General features: G+C 39.8%; 14 protein-coding genes. 9 read left to right on the top strand and 5 right to left on the bottom strand.

The window, feature by feature from the left end; translation table 11 throughout:
- Positions 1 to 38 precede the first annotated feature (38 nt).
- The 5 genes from I4V84_RS00295 to eutJ form a co-directional block, all read right to left on the bottom strand.
- Complete coding sequence (locus I4V84_RS00295; RefSeq protein ID WP_173717288.1) at positions 39 to 212, bottom strand: hypothetical protein; 174 nt, start codon at positions 210 to 212, stop codon at positions 39 to 41.
- A complete protein-coding gene (locus I4V84_RS00290; protein WP_148462054.1) occupies positions 199 to 837 on the bottom strand; it encodes a DUF3786 domain-containing protein in 639 nt (212 codons plus the stop codon). The genes I4V84_RS00295 and I4V84_RS00290 overlap by 14 nt, the downstream gene beginning before the upstream one ends.
- A 228-nt stretch (positions 838 to 1,065) precedes the next feature.
- Entirely contained in the window at positions 1,066 to 1,905 is an 840-nt protein-coding gene (locus I4V84_RS00285; protein WP_243283986.1) for an SdpI family protein, read from the bottom strand.
- A 169-nt stretch (positions 1,906 to 2,074) separates the two neighbouring features.
- Positions 2,075 to 2,368 carry an autorepressor SdpR family transcription factor gene (locus I4V84_RS00280; protein ID WP_187564839.1) on the bottom strand — a complete coding sequence of 98 codons (294 nt, stop codon included), beginning with the start codon at positions 2,366 to 2,368 and terminating at the stop codon, positions 2,075 to 2,077.
- 357 nt (positions 2,369 to 2,725) lie between these two features.
- Positions 2,726 to 3,556, bottom strand: coding sequence for an ethanolamine utilization protein EutJ (gene eutJ, locus I4V84_RS00275; RefSeq protein WP_118584025.1), 831 nt, complete (start codon positions 3,554 to 3,556; stop codon positions 2,726 to 2,728).
- A gap of 400 nt (positions 3,557 to 3,956) precedes the next feature.
- Between eutJ and I4V84_RS00270 the strand changes: the two genes are divergently transcribed.
- The 9 genes from I4V84_RS00270 to I4V84_RS00230 form a co-directional block, all read left to right on the top strand.
- Positions 3,957 to 5,189 carry a leucine-rich repeat domain-containing protein gene (locus I4V84_RS00270; protein ID WP_207748602.1) on the top strand — a complete coding sequence of 411 codons (1,233 nt, stop codon included), beginning with the start codon at positions 3,957 to 3,959 and terminating at the stop codon, positions 5,187 to 5,189.
- 354 nt (positions 5,190 to 5,543) lie between these two features.
- Entirely contained in the window at positions 5,544 to 6,278 is a 735-nt protein-coding gene (locus tag I4V84_RS00265; protein WP_207748601.1) for an Ig-like domain-containing protein, read from the top strand.
- A gap of 232 nt (positions 6,279 to 6,510) precedes the next feature.
- On the top strand, positions 6,511 to 6,672 hold the full coding sequence (locus I4V84_RS00260) for a hypothetical protein (RefSeq protein WP_195991007.1): 162 nt from the start codon (positions 6,511 to 6,513) through the stop codon (positions 6,670 to 6,672).
- A 17-nt stretch (positions 6,673 to 6,689) separates the two neighbouring features.
- Complete coding sequence (locus I4V84_RS00255) at positions 6,690 to 7,103, top strand: tyrosine-type recombinase/integrase (RefSeq protein WP_195991006.1); 414 nt, start codon at positions 6,690 to 6,692, stop codon at positions 7,101 to 7,103.
- Between the two features lie 474 nt (positions 7,104 to 7,577).
- A complete protein-coding gene (locus I4V84_RS00250; RefSeq protein ID WP_207748600.1) occupies positions 7,578 to 8,528 on the top strand; it encodes a PD-(D/E)XK nuclease family transposase in 951 nt (316 codons plus the stop codon).
- Between the two features lie 155 nt (positions 8,529 to 8,683).
- Positions 8,684 to 9,091 carry a hypothetical protein gene (locus I4V84_RS00245; protein WP_207748599.1) on the top strand — a complete coding sequence of 136 codons (408 nt, stop codon included), beginning with the start codon at positions 8,684 to 8,686 and terminating at the stop codon, positions 9,089 to 9,091.
- A 68-nt stretch (positions 9,092 to 9,159) separates the two neighbouring features.
- Complete coding sequence (locus tag I4V84_RS00240; protein WP_195991003.1) at positions 9,160 to 9,333, top strand: hypothetical protein; 174 nt, start codon at positions 9,160 to 9,162, stop codon at positions 9,331 to 9,333.
- A gap of 289 nt (positions 9,334 to 9,622) precedes the next feature.
- On the top strand, positions 9,623 to 9,796 hold the full coding sequence (locus tag I4V84_RS00235; RefSeq protein WP_195991002.1) for a hypothetical protein: 174 nt from the start codon (positions 9,623 to 9,625) through the stop codon (positions 9,794 to 9,796).
- Positions 9,797 to 10,419: 623 nt separating this feature from the next.
- The coding region (locus I4V84_RS00230; RefSeq protein ID WP_195991001.1) for an InlB B-repeat-containing protein at positions 10,420 to 16,350 on the top strand (5,931 nt) is incomplete at its 3' end.

Genomic DNA, 16,350 nt, shown 5'->3' with positions numbered 1-16,350 from the left:
CCCCAAAAATATTTTTTCAGAACTTACATAAGTTCCTTTCAGATGCCATGATATGACCGGTATTCCAGGTACATTTCAATCATATTTTTTCTTACTGGAAGGTCTGTTTGTTTGAGAATTTCGCTGATTCCAGTAGCAGAATATCCATTTTTCCATAATAATTCAGCCGCACACTCAATCAGGAGTTGTCTGGATTCTTCACCTTTTTTCATTTCGCATTTCCTCGTTCAGTCTGGAAAACAGATGTGTAAGTGCAAACATAAGCGTTTCATAATGCATGTAATCTAAAGTATTCCTGTCTGCAAGAATTTGAAGACTTGCCGGGAACTCATCATCAGCTTCCCAGAAACGAATGATAATCGGCAAAAAAGGAAAAAGATTTAATTTAAAAGCAACATCTCCTTTTTCCAGTTCCTTTCCGGAAAGTGCTATACAGGCATTACGCAATTCAACGGTTTTTCCGTTAAAAAAGTCAGCGGTATTCTGAAAAAATCCGCTGCTCGTTGAGAGATTTCCTGTTCGGACAGAGGAAAGGCTGTTTATGTTTATAAATTCATGTGACAGATGGCATCTATCCTTTGAATAACATAAAACATCATAAATAGTCATTGCTTCATTGTGATTGGCTTCATGAATTATTTCAAAATCATTATCTGACCACTGAACACTTCCCGTTTTTCGATTAATACGATAGGTACGGTTAATAAAAGTAATATATAACCAGTCAGAATTGTAATCTAATGAATATTTATGTATCATTGTAGCCTGATTATATTGCAGGAAAACATGTGCTGTAGAAATTTTTATTTTATCATAATTAGTCAGAGCTTTCGTCATATACCCCTCCAAGAATATTTTTGTTGTAGTTATTTTAGAATAGACTAATTGGTCTATAAAATCAATGCTTTTTGTGCCATTTTGTTATAGCAGGTCAAAGGAACAATGGCTGTAATGAGGATCAGAGGGATAATAGTAGTAACGTAAAAAAGGAAACTGCCTGGAATTATCCGACAGTTTCTTTTCTATTTGCAGAATTGTTGTGGTCAAGCTTTTTTGTAACTGATGTTATTCTAATTCATTTGACATCTTTTCGCTAATAGTATGATAGATTTCCTTTGTCGCTGAATCATTTGCACCATTTACGACCAATATTTTTCCATTTATACTCATGACTACATATGAATGACAGGATGAATGGGTATACCGGATATAATCTCCATAGACATCATTTCTAAAATTTCCCATAGCATATTTAAGATTTCCTAAACCATTGGTTCTATAATCATTCCAGCTCTGAGATGAATTTTCTTCATATGAGATACTGTCAATCTGCGTATAGTCTACTGTATAATCACTCCAGCCTTGTGCCTCAATAGTAAAATCTGTATCCTCGAAACGAATCTCAATACTTCCCCAAAACAATGTCCATATAACGAATATAATGGTTAAAATTGCTATGATTCCGGATACTCCAATTGTTTTTTTGTTATACTGAATTTTTAATTTATCTCCGGTCGCTATCTTTTTCTTATAAAAGAGATAAGAATAGAGAATGCTGATGATTGCAGCTGCCATAATGCTTACGATATACAAAACAAGAGCAGCCATAGTTTCCTCAAAAAGACCACAAAGCATACACAGAATACCTAATGCCATCCATAGCTTCCCACTGAATCTATGAGTTGCATTCCAGTTTTCTTCATCCTGCAATGTCCATATAACCCGGATCCCTATCGTATTGTTCTGTTTTACCTTTGGCAGATAATTTCCTATAACCATGAACAGTAAGCCTGTTCCATAATACATGAATGCCATAAACAGGTTCTCCATATCTGCCCCGGTATTTACCAATCTGGCAATGCCATTATAGAGCAATGTAATAACAGGTATCATCCATATAGCCATTCCTATAACTTTAGGGCTCTGTTGTCGGCTTCTGTTATCATAAAATATGATTGCTACAAATATACAGTGCGTTACTAAAAAAAATACATTTATCCATTTACCGTGTGTACTCGTAAAACCGACCAGGACTCCTACAAAAATTACCAGTATAGAGCTGATTAATGAACCTCTATATTTTTTTATCATTTCCTTCATCGTCTGATGCTCCTTTCAAATTTGTGATCCACAGCATGACATCTTCCAATACGGAAGTGTTTAATTCATAATAAATAAACTTTCCTTCTCTTTGGTTTCGGATCAAATCAGCTTCCTTCAATATTGCCAGATGTCTTGATATGGATGCTCCCGTTACTGAAAAATGTGCGCATATTTCTCCGGCTGAAAGCCGCCCATTCTTCAATAAGTTCAAAATCTCACGTCGTATTGGATCTGCCAGTGCTTTTAATGTATCCTGTATACCCAAAAATTCATCACACCCCTTTATTTAACATTTAACCTAATTGTTAAACGTATTATAATGCAAGGGATATCATGTGTCAAGAACCAGTTACTTCAAAAAACTGCCTGGGTAGCAAATAAAGACAGAAGCATGGTTTTCCCTGTTCTGCAGAAACAGATCTGTTTGATGCCGCCATCCTTGCCCATCCGGAGAAGATTATTGTCAAACGTCTCCTGAAAAGTGAATGCCTGGCAGGGCGTGAGCCATACTAGAAAACTGAAATTCACTTATTTGCAACATAAAAGCTCTATCGTATTTTGAAGCACCAAAAATCTAACTTTTGGACAGATCAAAATACGATAGAGCTTTTTGTTATTAGAATCAGCGAGCTTTTTGTGGAAGCTGGCAGTTATAAGCGATTCCAAGCGGTGTGACCAAAAGGGGATGAACCGGCCGGTAAACTGGAAGGTTCAGCTTCTTCTCAAACACGCTGGTAAATTCCTGAAAGCTTGCAGAGCCGCCTACCACATAAACTGCAGGTATCTCATAGCCTTTTAGAAATTTCTCGGTAATGGATGCCATTTTTTCAACCGTTGCCTTAATAACCGGAAAAATTTCCTTCTCTTTTTCCGGAGTGGTCTTCAGAACCTCTGCCTCTTCGTAGGGAATCCGGTAATGACCGGCAACTGTCATCGTCATATGGCTGCCCCCAGTTGCCTCGTCATCCGTATAGATTACCTTGCCATCCTTGAGGATGCTGATGCCGGTTGTGCCGCCGCCCACATCTACAACTGCACCGTCGGTAATCTTTAATACAGCAGCGGCCGCAGTAGGTTCGTCAACAATGTTGGTTACTTCGAAACCGGCACCTTCCAATACATATCCAATGCTCTTCACACTGCCTTCTGAAACTCCCGGAGGAATGGCAGCAGCGGCATAGAGAAGCTCCGTGCCCAGCTTTTCTTCCAGTTCTTCTTTTAATTTTGTAACCAGCTGAACAGATTCGTAATAATTCACAATAACACCGTCACGGATTGCATGGGAGGGTGCAGAGACACCGGCAATAGGACGATTCGTACTATCTACAACTGCAAGAACCGTGTTCGCAGTACCAAGATCCACGCCTACCTTCAAACGCCCTCTGAATTTTTTACATTCACCAGTGCGTACCAGTTCTGCAAAATTTGATAAAGTTCTGTTTTTTAGTTCCATATCCGAACACTCCATTTCTAATAAATCTGGAAGCTGTGAATCAGTGTACTGATACATTCATATTTTGCAGTGATTCGCAGCGATAATGTATTTATTATATATGAAAAAAGGCGAAAAAACAATAATTTTGCCCGGAATATGGCTCATTGCCGGCGTAAATTAAAATGGCAAAGTAAGCTGATCCAGTAGCTTTAAACAGTCCTCCTTTGAATATACCATAGGACTTCCTGGCAGTGACTGAACGAAATCCTGAAAGATCCGGCACAATGATTCGTCTGAAATATGAATATTACAACAATATGTGCCAAATAAAAAAGCGTTTGTCGGGTAAATATTAATTTTGTTTTGCGCACTGACAGAAATAGACAGATAGTCAGGAAATTCTTCTGTTTCTACAGCATTGTTTGAAGATGGAACTGTGGTGGCTTATGGGCAGGGTGTGTTAAAAAAAGATGGATCTGTAATTGAATATCATGGAACAGAAATTAAGAAACTTATAGTAAATGAAGGAGTTACAGGTATTGGTGGTTCACTTTGCTATAATCTGCCATATTTGAAGAGCGTATTCCTTCCCGAAAGTATTACTAAAATCGGAACCGGGTGTTTTGCAGAATGTACTTCATTGCAGGAAGTAACACTTCCATCCAATTTGCAAACAATTGCATATGACGTTTTTAAAAATTGCTATTCATTACAGAAAGTAACAATGCCATCTAATTTAAATCATATTGGTACGAGCACTTTCGAAAATTGTAAGAATTTAAAAGAAATTCTTTTGCCAGATACATTAAGTTCTATTGGTGAGAATGCATTTAAAGGATGCAGCGTACTTAAAGCAATCAATATTCCTGGAAATGTAAAAGAAATTGGGGATTCAGCATTTGAGGAATGTGTCAGCTTAGATGAAATAACAATTCCCCATTCTATAGTCCTTGGGAAAGGTGTTTTTTGCAGTTGTACCGCTTTAAAAACAGTTATCTTTGAAGCTGATCCTGAATTAAGCAAAATTCCAAATTATGCATTTGAGAATTGTATCAGTCTGACATCAGTAACGTTTTCTGATAATACTTCAGATATTGGAAACAATGCATTTTCTGGATGTGTTAGTTTGTCAGAAATAACTTTACCCAAAGAGCTTATTGAGCTCGGAATGGAAGCATTTAAAGAATGCACAAGTTTAAAAAATATTCACTTTACTAATACCCAACCCTGCAGAATAGGGGAAGCAGCATTCCGGTATTGTAGCAGCTTGGAAAGTATCAATATTGTAGGAGATATTGGAGCTGATGCATTTAATAGTTGCACAAATTTAAAAACTGCTCATATATCCGATGGATATATTTGGGGTAGAGCTTTTAAAGATTGTATTAACCTAACTGAGATAACTTTACCTGAGAATCTTGGTTGGATTGATGAAGAAGTGTTCAGTGGCTGCACCAGTCTAAAAAATATTAGCCTGGATGGTTATTTATTTGAAATACGAAAAAAAGCGTTTTATAACTGTTTGAGTTTGCGTGAAATTATACTTCCACACACCTTTTATGCATTGGAAAATGAAGCATTTGTCGGTTGTTCAAATCTGGAATCCATAACCTTTTTATATGATGAACAAAATGCAGCACGGGATGAATGACCGTTTATTGATCCTTCCGCAGTTGAAGGATGTGTAAACTTAAAAACTATTTATGGTTACAATGGCTGGGGACTGGATTATGACGCAAAAAAAATAGGTGCTGAATTTATTGCACTTGACAAAACACCAGATGTTATCCCATCTTTTTCCATAGAACTAGGAAAATATTCTGAAACTGATGCTGTAAAAATTTTCTGGAAAAAATGCCCTGATGTATCTGGGTATGAGATGGAGATTAGTAGCTCATCATATTTTTCGCAGTGGGCAGATACATCTGTATACCGAAAACTTGATAATACTCAAGATTTCACTTACTGGTTTGAGGCCGAACCAGACTGTACGTATTATGTACGCATGAGAGCATATAACCATTATGTAGAAACCAGCTACGGTGAATGGTCTCAGCCCCAATCATTTATCATTACACGCGACAAATTGACGCCGACCATTACGCCATCGCCCACAGCAACGCCAGCTCCAACTGATACACCAAAGCCAACTGCTGTGCCAAAACCGACCACTGCGCCAAAACCAACTACAATCCCAACGCCATCCAAGGCTCCATCACCACAAGCACCATCATCAAAGCCAACTATGAAGGTAAATATGTCCAGCCTTGTTTTAAAAACCAGACAACGTAGCAGTGCCCTGAAAGTAACTGGTTTGGCGCCTGGCGATTTCGTAAAATCCTGGAAATCGGGGAACACAAAAATCGTCACGGTAACCGGAAATCCAAATGGAACCTGTAAGTTAAAAGCAGGTACAAAAAGTGGAAAAACCACGCTCACAATTACACTAAACAGTGGCCTCACCAAAAAAATACCTGTCCGTGTCCAGAAAACGACCGTTCGGACGCAGAAAATTACAGGCATCCCGAAAAAGCTTGTTTTGAAGGTGAAAAAGAAAGCCACCTTAAAACCTGTGATTCTTCCGTTAACAAGTACCGAAAAAATCACCTACAAGAGCAGCAACAAAAAAGTAGCAACCGTATCCGCAAAGTGGGTAATTGCTGCAAAGAAGAAAGGAACTGCCACCATTACAGTGAAATCAGGAAAGAAATCCGTGAAGTGCAAGGTTACCGTGAAGTAACAGCTTTGAAACGTATTATTTAAAATTTATGGGAGGCAGTACAGTTTTGTACTGTCTCCCTACTATAATAGCAAACACAAAAAAATTGTACGCGCTATGAACAGCACTTTGCAAATCAAGTCTTACACATAGAAAAAAATTGAGCAGTGGCTGGAGGAACAGGAGACTTGAATATTTTTTTTGAACGTGTTAATATGCTGATGTACTTAAAATCTGGCCTGGAAAATATATTATGGGTTACAGCGATAAAGCAAAAAAATATAAAGTTTCGGAATGGTTTGATGAATGGATGAAACTTTATAAAATTGGACGCATTAAGACGAATACAGTCCGAGGATATGTAGACGGCTTTGAAAGAGCAACCGACTTTATTGGATCTGTAAGGCTGTCATAGGAGAAATTTCAGCACTTTTGTGGTCTGATATTGATTTTGAAAAGCATCGTATTCGTGTCTGTAAAACTTTAAATGAGACGACGGTATTTTATGATGATAGTAAGAACCGCCTGGAGGAAACATACTCAAAGAAGCAGATTGCTACGCCGAATCGGGAACCACATTTGTTTAGTGTACATCCACATAAGTTTCGGCATACTTTTGTCACGAGAATGAATCAATCTGGTATGTCACCATTTACCGTTCGCAAGATTGTAGGTCACGCACATGTTAACATGACGGAATATTATACACACTTGGAACAGGAGTATATTTCAGATGAATTTAATAAATTCTCCGAGAAATATGAAGAGGAAAAAGTTCCGGCTATACCAGAAAAAAATAACAAAGGAAAATTATGGAAAATAACACTGATAATAAAAAAATACTAAAAGGTGGTCAAAAAGTGGTCAAAACAGTTTGGAAGATGCCACAAACCCGCATAAAACAAGGGCTTCCGCAGATACTATTAAGATGTCACCCATATGGGAATGGTGATTTGTTTCGCTATTAAAATGTCCGTTAAATGCGATCTTTTAAGGCTTTTCGAAGGTGCTAGGAGATTTTTATGAGTAGCATTAAATGGCGGTTCATGGCATGGGATTATTGCAAAAACCGTGCAGTAAGCTGTGCAGTAAAACAACCAGAAAAAAATTTTTTAATAGATCATATCTCAAGTACAATATGCTTTATTATAAAGTAAGACCGAACCAAGTATAATTGATTATGCAGGGTTCGGTCTGTTTCATTTGGGCTGTGATAATACAAGATCACGTATATAAATTAGCAGTTGTTACAAATGCCGAATTAGAGTATAATATAACTATATTCGGAAAAGGATTTTTGAATATACCCGAAAAGGAGTAATGCCAGTGAATACAGAAACGAAGAATGCAATTCTCATAACTGATAAAGATGCACAGTATGATGAGAGAGCGAAAAGACTGCTTGGTCAGAAAAGCATTCTGGCACATATACTGGTAAAAACAGTAGATGAATTCATGGGAATGAATCCAAAAGATGTAATATCTTACATTGAAGGAGAGCCATTTATTAATACTGTTCCGGTTGAACCTGGGCTTACGAATACTGTTGTTGAAAAAGATAGTCAGCGAGTCGTAGGTTTTAATTCTGAAAACCAGGAGATTCATGAAGGAACTATAAGGTTTGATATTATCTTTTATGTACGGATGAGAGATGGATTATCACAGATTATTGTGAACGTGGAAGCACAAAAGGATGAGCCTGAGAAATATGAGATTTTAAACCGAGCTATCTTTTATGTGAGTCGCATGATTTCTTCACAGAAAGAAAAAGATTTTTCAAATTCAAATTATAATGATATCAAACGTGTTTATTCCATCTGGGTGTGTATGAACATGCCGGAAAATAGTTTGGAGTATATTCATCTGGTAAAGGATAGTCTTGTCAATTCGCATGCCTGGAAGGGAAAGTTGGATCTGATTAATATTGTCATGATCGGACTGGCAGAAGAGCTTCCTGAACATGAAGAAAAATACGAGTTACATAGATTACTTGGAGCATTGTTATCCCAGAATCTGTCTGTAAATGAAAAATTGAATATCATCGGAAACGAATATGATATTCCAATGGAAGAAGACTTCAGAGAGGATGTGAGTGTTATGTGTAATTTAAGTCAGAAAATTAAAGAAACTGGAATTGAGATTGGTAAAAAAGAAATGATTGTAAAAATGCACAGCAAGGGTTATACAATCGCTCAGATCGCCGATGTAGCGGGAATGGAAGAAAAACGGATTGAAGAAATTATTAAAAATGAGGAATTGCTACCAGCATAATGTAGCGTGAAGGAAAAGCCATTCAAATGGATGTTCATTTGGATGGCTTTTTATCCATTCCCAGATAAAAGGAGAACAGCTTTTCCTTGAACAAAAGGAGATTATAAATGCGTGAATTAGTAGCGACTCTGGCAGGCGTAATTGTTGGCTAGATTTTGAATGAGATTACGATGTTTTTTCGTGAAAGACCAAAGCTTACTTTTCAAATGGTTTCTACACCCGAAACGGAACTGATAGATAAAGAATACCGTACTAAAACAAGTTTATCAGAACATGGAATTGAAATTTATAATACAGGTAAAAATCCATTTATACTAGAGAGCTTTGAATTGTGCTATAAAAACAAATTGCTTGTAGATTGTCACATAGTAGAAAATGCCAAGGTTCTTATGCCCTCTGAAAGTTTCACATATACACTTATGGAACAAGAGGCAGATTCTCTACAATACCATTGCAATCAAGAAAAATTTGAAACTTGTGACGTGACGGCTTATAGTGTGGATGGTAAGAAAATAAAAACAAAATTATGGATTCCATTGTTTTATATAAGGGCTGGCAGATAAAATGCAATATCATCGGAAACGAATATGATATTCCATTGTGAGAAGACTTCAGAGAGGATGTGAGTGTTATGTGTAATTTAAGTCAGAAAATTAAAGAAACTGGAATTGAGATGGGCAAAAAAGAAATGATTGTAAAAATGCACAGCAAGGGCTATATGATTGCTCAGATCGCTGATGTAGCGGGAATGGAAGAAAAACAAATTGAAGAAATTATTAAAAATGCGGACTTGCTGACAGCATAAATGAAGAAGTTGTCGCCATCTGGTTGGATAAATATCTGATCGGATGGCAATTTTATTATAGAAATTCAACTATTTCCCTATATCGATACAGAAATCATTTTATATCATCAAACCCTGCAAATCTAAAGTGGTAATCACATTTCGATTCCATTTCTTTTATAAATCGAGAAAATCTTAAAAAAATCGCAATTTATTTTCAAATTTTTACACTTTTCGTCGAAAATATTTATTATTTATAAGTAGGAGAGTAAAGAACCACTCCATATTATGAAAACGGAGGGATAAAAGAATGTGGATATTTTGGCTTATGTTCTTCGTTCTGGTGGCAGTGGTGATTACGCTTATGTATTGCTGCCTTATCAGAGCTAGTATGGTGGACGACGAAATGGAGAAGGCGTTTCAACAAAAGATGAAATTACGAAAGGATGAGGCAGAAAAATGTCAAGAGGACGAGCAGGAGTAATATCGAAAGAATACAAAGGGGAAGAGAATACAGAATTTCATGACATCATAAAACTTTTTAAGATTTACCGAGTAGTAAACTGGCAAATGCAGATTAAGATCAATCAGGTAAGTGTCATGCTTTCGCTTATGTATCAGGCAAATCATAGGAGTTCGAATTACTGGTTACGAAAAGAAACTAATATTTTTTCTGTTCTTTTTTCCTTGTTTATGATATGTGGAAGATTATTATATGGTGTACACTGGTGTACAGACATCATCGGAGATGTTCTATTGAGCTTCGGATTGTTTGGAATATATTGGGGAGCCACTTTACTTTGCTGTAGGAATCAGTGACAGATTGGAGAAAAAACGGGTAGAGAAACATATGCAATAGCAGTAGGGGTGCTGTTTCTGATAATAAAAAGAATCATCCTTTGTATCGTGTGAAAAACGAATAAAGTTTTATAAAAAGGGATTGTTCAGAGTGAACATTCCTTTTTCTATTGGAAATTTGCCATAAATTGTCAAATAACAGTTGCTTAAAGGTGCCAAATAATATATAATTGACTATAATCAATAGTTGAAATATCATTGTAATTACAAGAAAAGGCAAAAGCATTGCCAAAAGGGAGGAGGAAATGTATGAAGTATTTCAGAAAAACAATTGCACTCTTTCTGGTGGTAGTTATGCTGACAACCACAATGGGAAGTACTGTGCTTGCAGGAACTGAAAATCAGGGATTTTCGGATCAAGCAGAAACGACCGTGGATAGCAGGTTTCTGGATGGAATTGATACAGATGGTTACGATTACGTGATCACATCCCAGGAACAGGCCGATGAACTACGGGTGTCGGATGATTCTAAATCCATTTTGGTTGCATGTGGGTCGGTTTATCTTTCCGGCATCACAGTAGGAACCATCACAATCCGCAATACAACAAAGATCCAGCTATCTAATGTTACTGCGAAAGCACTGGACATCAGCCAGGGTACTGCGATCAGCTTCACTGGTGTGAAAGCAGACCAGCTGTTGATAGCCGGGGAAAAGACAGAAGAGTCTTCCCTGCAGATTGATTCTGAAACGAATATTTCCAAACTGGAATTAAACGGCGGCCAGGCAGTAACACTGGAAGGAAGCGGAACCATCGGAGATGTGGAAGTAAAAGAACCGGTAAGTTCCCTGGCGGTTTACGCCACCTGTAAAGTAACAAACCAGTCCGGAAAAGCACTGGAACTGGAAAAACCAGACGGAAGCAGTGAAACCCTTCCAAGTGGTGCAGCAAGCTCTCTGAAACTGGAAACTTACTCCGTTACATTTGTAGCTGATGGCAGTGAAGTGGCTGTCCGTCAGACAGTTCCCGGAACTCCGGTGGATGTTACCGGGATCACGCCAGAAAAAGAAGGATACATATTTACCACCTGGTATCAGGATGTGGCCTGTACAGAAGCGTATTCCCAGTTTGACTGTGTGAACGGACCTCTGACCTTATATGCAGGTTTTACAGATGCTGCTGAAGCTGTGACCGTTACCTTTGAAACATTTGATGGTACACCAGCAGCACCTCTTACCTTTGCAAAAGGGGAAACACTTCTTTCCAAACCAGTATCCAGAATTTCTACAAATAAGGAGGGCTATACCTTCGGCGGATGGTGCCGTGATGAAGCGTGTACCGAATTATTTGCATATACAGAGCCGATTCAGGAAGATATGACTCTGTATGCGCTTTTTACTTCCAATGAAGCCATAAGCCAGGAAAAGGATGGAAGCTGTGCGGAGTTAAATGATTTCGACTGGCAGGGAGAGATCCCGCTGATTACAGATACCAAAATGACAGAAGACGAGGTTCTGTCCGCTGTCTCCTTAGAGCCGGGAGCCGGTGATCTGGATCCGATCCTGTCTGTAAAAAAGACACCGAACGGTTTCTCCATTTTCGGTGAATATTACGAAAAAGATGGAAAAAAAGGATTTGAGCCGGGAGCCACATTTACAGTAAGGCTTCCTAAAGAAATTAATTTTGCAGATTATTCCAAAGATGTTCGCTCAGTTACAGTTTCTGTTTATAAAGAGAAGGTGGAGATTGTTGGTTTTTCAGAAGATATCGATTATATTCTCTGGGACCAGGTAATATCCTACACCCCTGCTGTTGAGAAAGAAAATTCAGAAGAAACAGCAGGACAAACAGAAAAAGAAACAACTGAACTCCTTCAGGAGGAAGAAAAGGAAATTCTTTCCCGGCAGGAAGCGGATGAGCCTTCCACAACAACAGAAGAAAATGAAGAACTTCCTTCCGAAGAAAAACCGGAAATTGAAACAGAAGAGGATGTACCGGAAACCGAAACTCCGGCATATGAGCCTGGGGAACTTCTTGTAAATGGGACGCTTAACTATGAGCCCGGGGAAATCGTAGCCTTTTATGACGGCGAAATCGGCCGGGATGAAAAGAGCATGGATTCCTATACCGAAGGCTCTTTTGACGGATATGTGCTTTTTGCTCAGGTTGTGGATGTCCAGAGCGAAGGGGATCAGACAAGGATCTGGTTCGGATATGCCAATCCACAGGATTACCTGGCAGATTTTGATGTAAACACTACAGATGATGTAGATCTGGAGAGCCAGCTGTCCGAAGAAGAACTCCAGGTAGTGGAATCCAAAATCGTCAGCCAGGTAGAGGAAAACGAGGAATTAAAAGCCCAGATGCTGATGGCGGTTATGACTTCTGAGGAAACCCAGAAGATGATCAATGAAAAATACGGGGAAGGAGTTTATTCCCTGGCAGGAATGAATGCCACCCTGAAGCCGGGCAAACCATCCGTAAAGATCTCTGCATCCGGCAGCAATGTAACTGCGACGATCAGCATCTCGGCAAGTGCAGCCATTAAGAACGGTTCGAAGACGATTCTTACCATTTCACCTAAGCTGTCCTTTACCCAGAGCCTGTCCGTACAGACTAATGTAAAAGGTGGAAAATTCTGGATCGATATGTCCGTAACTTTGCGTTCCACATCCAAGATTTCCCTTACGGTTACCGCATCCTCCGGCGGCTCTGTAAAGCTGTTCAATGATGCGAAGAAAACACTTTCCGAGATCGTAAAACCAGAAGGGTTAAAGGATTCCAACGACTACAGCCAGTATGACAAAAATGTTTCCGAACTAATGAAGACAGTTGGTTCCATTGTAAATTCCTCCCTGGTCTACAATGATATTTTCAACGTCGTTCTTTTGAAGCTGCGGTTCTCTTTCTACGGAATCATTACCTTGGGTGTGGATATTGACCTTGTGGGCCAGGTCGGTGTGCTGGCAACCTTTGGCGTGGAAATTGAGGTAAAAAGCGGAGAACGCATTGGATTTGAGTATAAGTTCCTGAAGTTTGAAGGAAGCTCCTATACACAGAAGCTGGAAAGCAGCGTGACCAGCAGTGTTTACCTGATTGGTAAAGTAGGGGCAAGGGTGGGAATCCGTGTTACGATTTCCATTACCTTCTGCGGCTTCATCTCCACCAGCATAGAAGGCAGCGTCTACGCTTACGCAGAATTGTCTGGCTTCTATTATAACACCGCGAATCTGGTAAGCGGTGCAAGCACAGAGCTGGGCGCATTGAAATTTGAGGTCGGTATTGATGTGGTTGTCAAGCTTCAGCTGAAAGTCAAGCTTATCTTTAAGACCAAGAAAAAGAGCTGGACCGTATACAGCGGCAGATGGCCGTTGTGGTCGAAAAGCTATTCCAGCGGTTTTTCCTATATGAACCAGACCACGTTGGCTGACATGTGGAAGGTTGTGTCCAAAAATGCAGACCAAAAAGATTCCTTCGGTTTTTCTTCCATTCCGATGAAAAACTGGGATATGGCGAAAGGCACATGCAAAGAAAGCTTCGTTCTGGCGACCCAGAAGGATGCAGGTATTTCCCTTCAGATCCAGAATCTGAAAGTTGATGGGAAAGCAGTATCGGACAAAGATCCCCTGGCAAAACTCTTTTATGTAGGAAACGGAAAGAACAACACCAGCCCCGGATTTATTTATCTGGATCAGGGCCTAGCGGCAAAATATAACTGTAAAAAGGCAGAACTGGACCTTGTTGTAACTTATACCAACAACAGCAAATCTGCTATCGTGAAAAAGCAGGTCAGCAGGTTCCATCTTAGTAAAAAAATTTATGTTGCAACCACAAACCACACGATAAAAGTCGTGCTCAGGGACTGGTGCGCAGACGAATGGGGACTGGATCCTGCCGGCTGGGACAATGCCCTGGTTTATCAGAACACTTTTACCAGTTATCTAAGTACAGGCCAGAAAACAGCAGAGTGGAAAACCGTCAGCCTGAATTTAAACCAGATCATCCAGAAAGCAAAAGATGCTTATCCGGAACTGGCAGGTATGGAATGTAAGTGGATAAATGGAAGCGGTTCCCTACAATCCGGAATTGGTTCCGTGAAGGACTGTTCACTGGATGCGCAAAATGGAACCTTAAGATATAAAGTTTTTGCGGATGACCAAAATTATGAAACAACTTATTATCTTTATGTGCACAGATTCCCGGGTGAAAGCAGCCAGGTAAATTATCACATAAGCCTGAACGGGAAAGAAGCAGATACCACTTATAAGCTGTGGGTAACTGCTGCGGACGGTACCGTGAAGGAATTTAAGAAGCAGAAGAACGGCAGCTATGACCTCACCATAAACAAACGGGATTTTAACGGGGAACAGCAGGCGGTGATGATGTCCGTAAATAACGAACCGGATCAGAAGACCAGCCTGTCCATAACCGGCAGGGAGAGCCAGAAAGACGTCTACCTGAAACTTGATCTCCGTCAGGTACAGCTTGTCATACAGGCTGGAGACGGAATCAGGACTTTTAAGGCATATCGGAAATCATTTTTTAGAAATGTGCTGATCCGTTCTGAGGAGATCCGTTCCGGAACGAAAGTGGAAATAAGGACTGTGCTGGACCCGGATTACAGTGACCTGGAAGTCGTCAGTACATATGATAACTTTAAATACAGCGTTACTGGTGAGAATAAAATCACCTTTACCATGCCACAGAGAAATATCACGCTGGTTCTTCGGGCCTATAAACGCCATAAGATCACATTTGATTATAATTTAGACGATTACGGGGTTTATAAGACCATTTACTCCACAGAAAAGCAGGATGTAACAGCACCAGAGGATCCGTCTGTGCCTGGTTACGTATTTAAAGGCTGGTATCTGACAGCAGATGGAAGCGGGGAACCGTATGAATTTGACCGTAAGTTAAAAGAAGACAGTACACTTTATGCACAGTGGGAACCATTAGTTTCACCGGAGCAGATACTGGAATCCATAACAGGAGTTTTATCCAATCATTATACGGACTCCCTGGAAAAGTATCTTCCACTGGAAAATACCCCCAAAAAGCTTCAGGCAGAAATCACTGGAAGACTGACAGAAATCCTGGAAAAGGAAAATGTGTATCAGCTGTATGGGAACCGGATTTCTTTCCATGTGGTGCTCTCTGACAAAGTAGAAGAGACAGAAAACCAGTATATCTATACTTACCAGGCAGATATCCTTTATAAAGATCTGGCTGGAAAAGAATGGGAAGGTACTGCCAAGGGCAGTTTTGTACTGGGAAAAATGAAACCTGAGGTTTCGGTACTGCCACTGGCTGGAAACCTGAAATATCAGGAAAAACTGGCGCTCAGTCCGTTTACGGGAGGCGAAGTGACCTACAAAGAAAACAAGGTGACCGGAAGCTTCCGCTGGAATGAACCGGAGCTTGTGCCTGCAGGAGAAGATAACGGAACCGCAAAATACAAAGCGACATTTATACCGGATGGTGACAGCGCAAAGCTTTATACCCCTGTAGAATTTGAATTACCAGTGAAAACACAGATCGGTGTCCGCGTAAGCTGTAAAGCTGACAGCCGAGATTATGAAAAAGGTAATGTTACCACCACCGGAACCTATGAACTGACACGTGCCGGTGACGGTATGAAACTAACGGATCTGGAACTGACAGACGGTATCTTTAAGTTTGAACAGGAAACACCTGGTGAAAACCTAAAAGTTACCTTCAGCGGTTATAAAATCCGGGACGACCAGAACACGGATAACCTGTATGTGCTTCTGGATGAAACAGCTGAGACAACAGCCTCTATTGGAATGGTCACTCCAAAAATCGAGGAAGTTCCGACGACAGCACTGCTGGGTTATGGCAAGACTTTAAGTGACTGTACAATTACAGGCGGAAAGGCAATCTGGAAGGGAGAAATAATAGAAGGTACGTTCAGCTGGAAAACTCCAGAAGCAAAACCAGCCGGAGAAGATAACGGAACTGAGAAGGCAAACTATACAGTTGTATTTACACCTTCTGAAACCAACATTTATCTTCCTGTAGAATTTGACCTTCCAGTAAGAACACAGATTGGTGTCCACGTAAGCTGTAAAGCCAACAGCCGTGATTATGAAAAAGGTAATGTTACCACCACCGGAACCTATGAACTGACACGTGCCGGTGACGGTATGAAACTAACGGATCTGGAACTGACAGACGGTATCTTTAAGTTTGAACAGGAAACACCTGGTGAAAACCTT

The organism is Ruminococcus sp. 1001713B170207_170306_F1 (assembly GCF_015668065.1).
GTDB classification, from domain to species: Bacteria; Bacillota; Clostridia; order Lachnospirales; family Lachnospiraceae; genus Blautia_A; species Blautia_A faecis.
Note: the sequence above shows the minus strand (reverse complement) of the source record. Positions and strands in the feature narration are given on the sequence as shown.

Excerpts from the sequence above, each read along its gene's own strand:
- I4V84_RS00265 (WP_207748601.1), top strand. The coding sequence starts at position 5,544 with ATGAGAGCATATAACCATTATGTAGAAACCAGCTACGGTGAATGGTCT.
- I4V84_RS00295 (WP_173717288.1), bottom strand. The coding sequence starts at position 212 with ATGAAAAAAGGTGAAGAATCCAGACAACTCCTGATTGAGTGTGCGGCT.
- eutJ (WP_118584025.1), bottom strand. The coding sequence starts at position 3,556 with ATGGAACTAAAAAACAGAACTTTATCAAATTTTGCAGAACTGGTACGC.
- I4V84_RS00260 (WP_195991007.1), top strand. The coding sequence starts at position 6,511 with ATGGGTTACAGCGATAAAGCAAAAAAATATAAAGTTTCGGAATGGTTT.
- I4V84_RS00240 (WP_195991003.1), top strand. The coding sequence starts at position 9,160 with ATGTGTAATTTAAGTCAGAAAATTAAAGAAACTGGAATTGAGATGGGC.
- I4V84_RS00285 (WP_243283986.1), bottom strand. The coding sequence starts at position 1,905 with ATGGCTATATGGATGATACCTGTTATTACATTGCTCTATAATGGCATT.
- I4V84_RS00250 (WP_207748600.1), top strand. The coding sequence starts at position 7,578 with ATGCCAGTGAATACAGAAACGAAGAATGCAATTCTCATAACTGATAAA.
- I4V84_RS00290 (WP_148462054.1), bottom strand. The coding sequence starts at position 837 with ATGACGAAAGCTCTGACTAATTATGATAAAATAAAAATTTCTACAGCA.
- I4V84_RS00235 (WP_195991002.1), top strand. The coding sequence starts at position 9,623 with ATGTGGATATTTTGGCTTATGTTCTTCGTTCTGGTGGCAGTGGTGATT.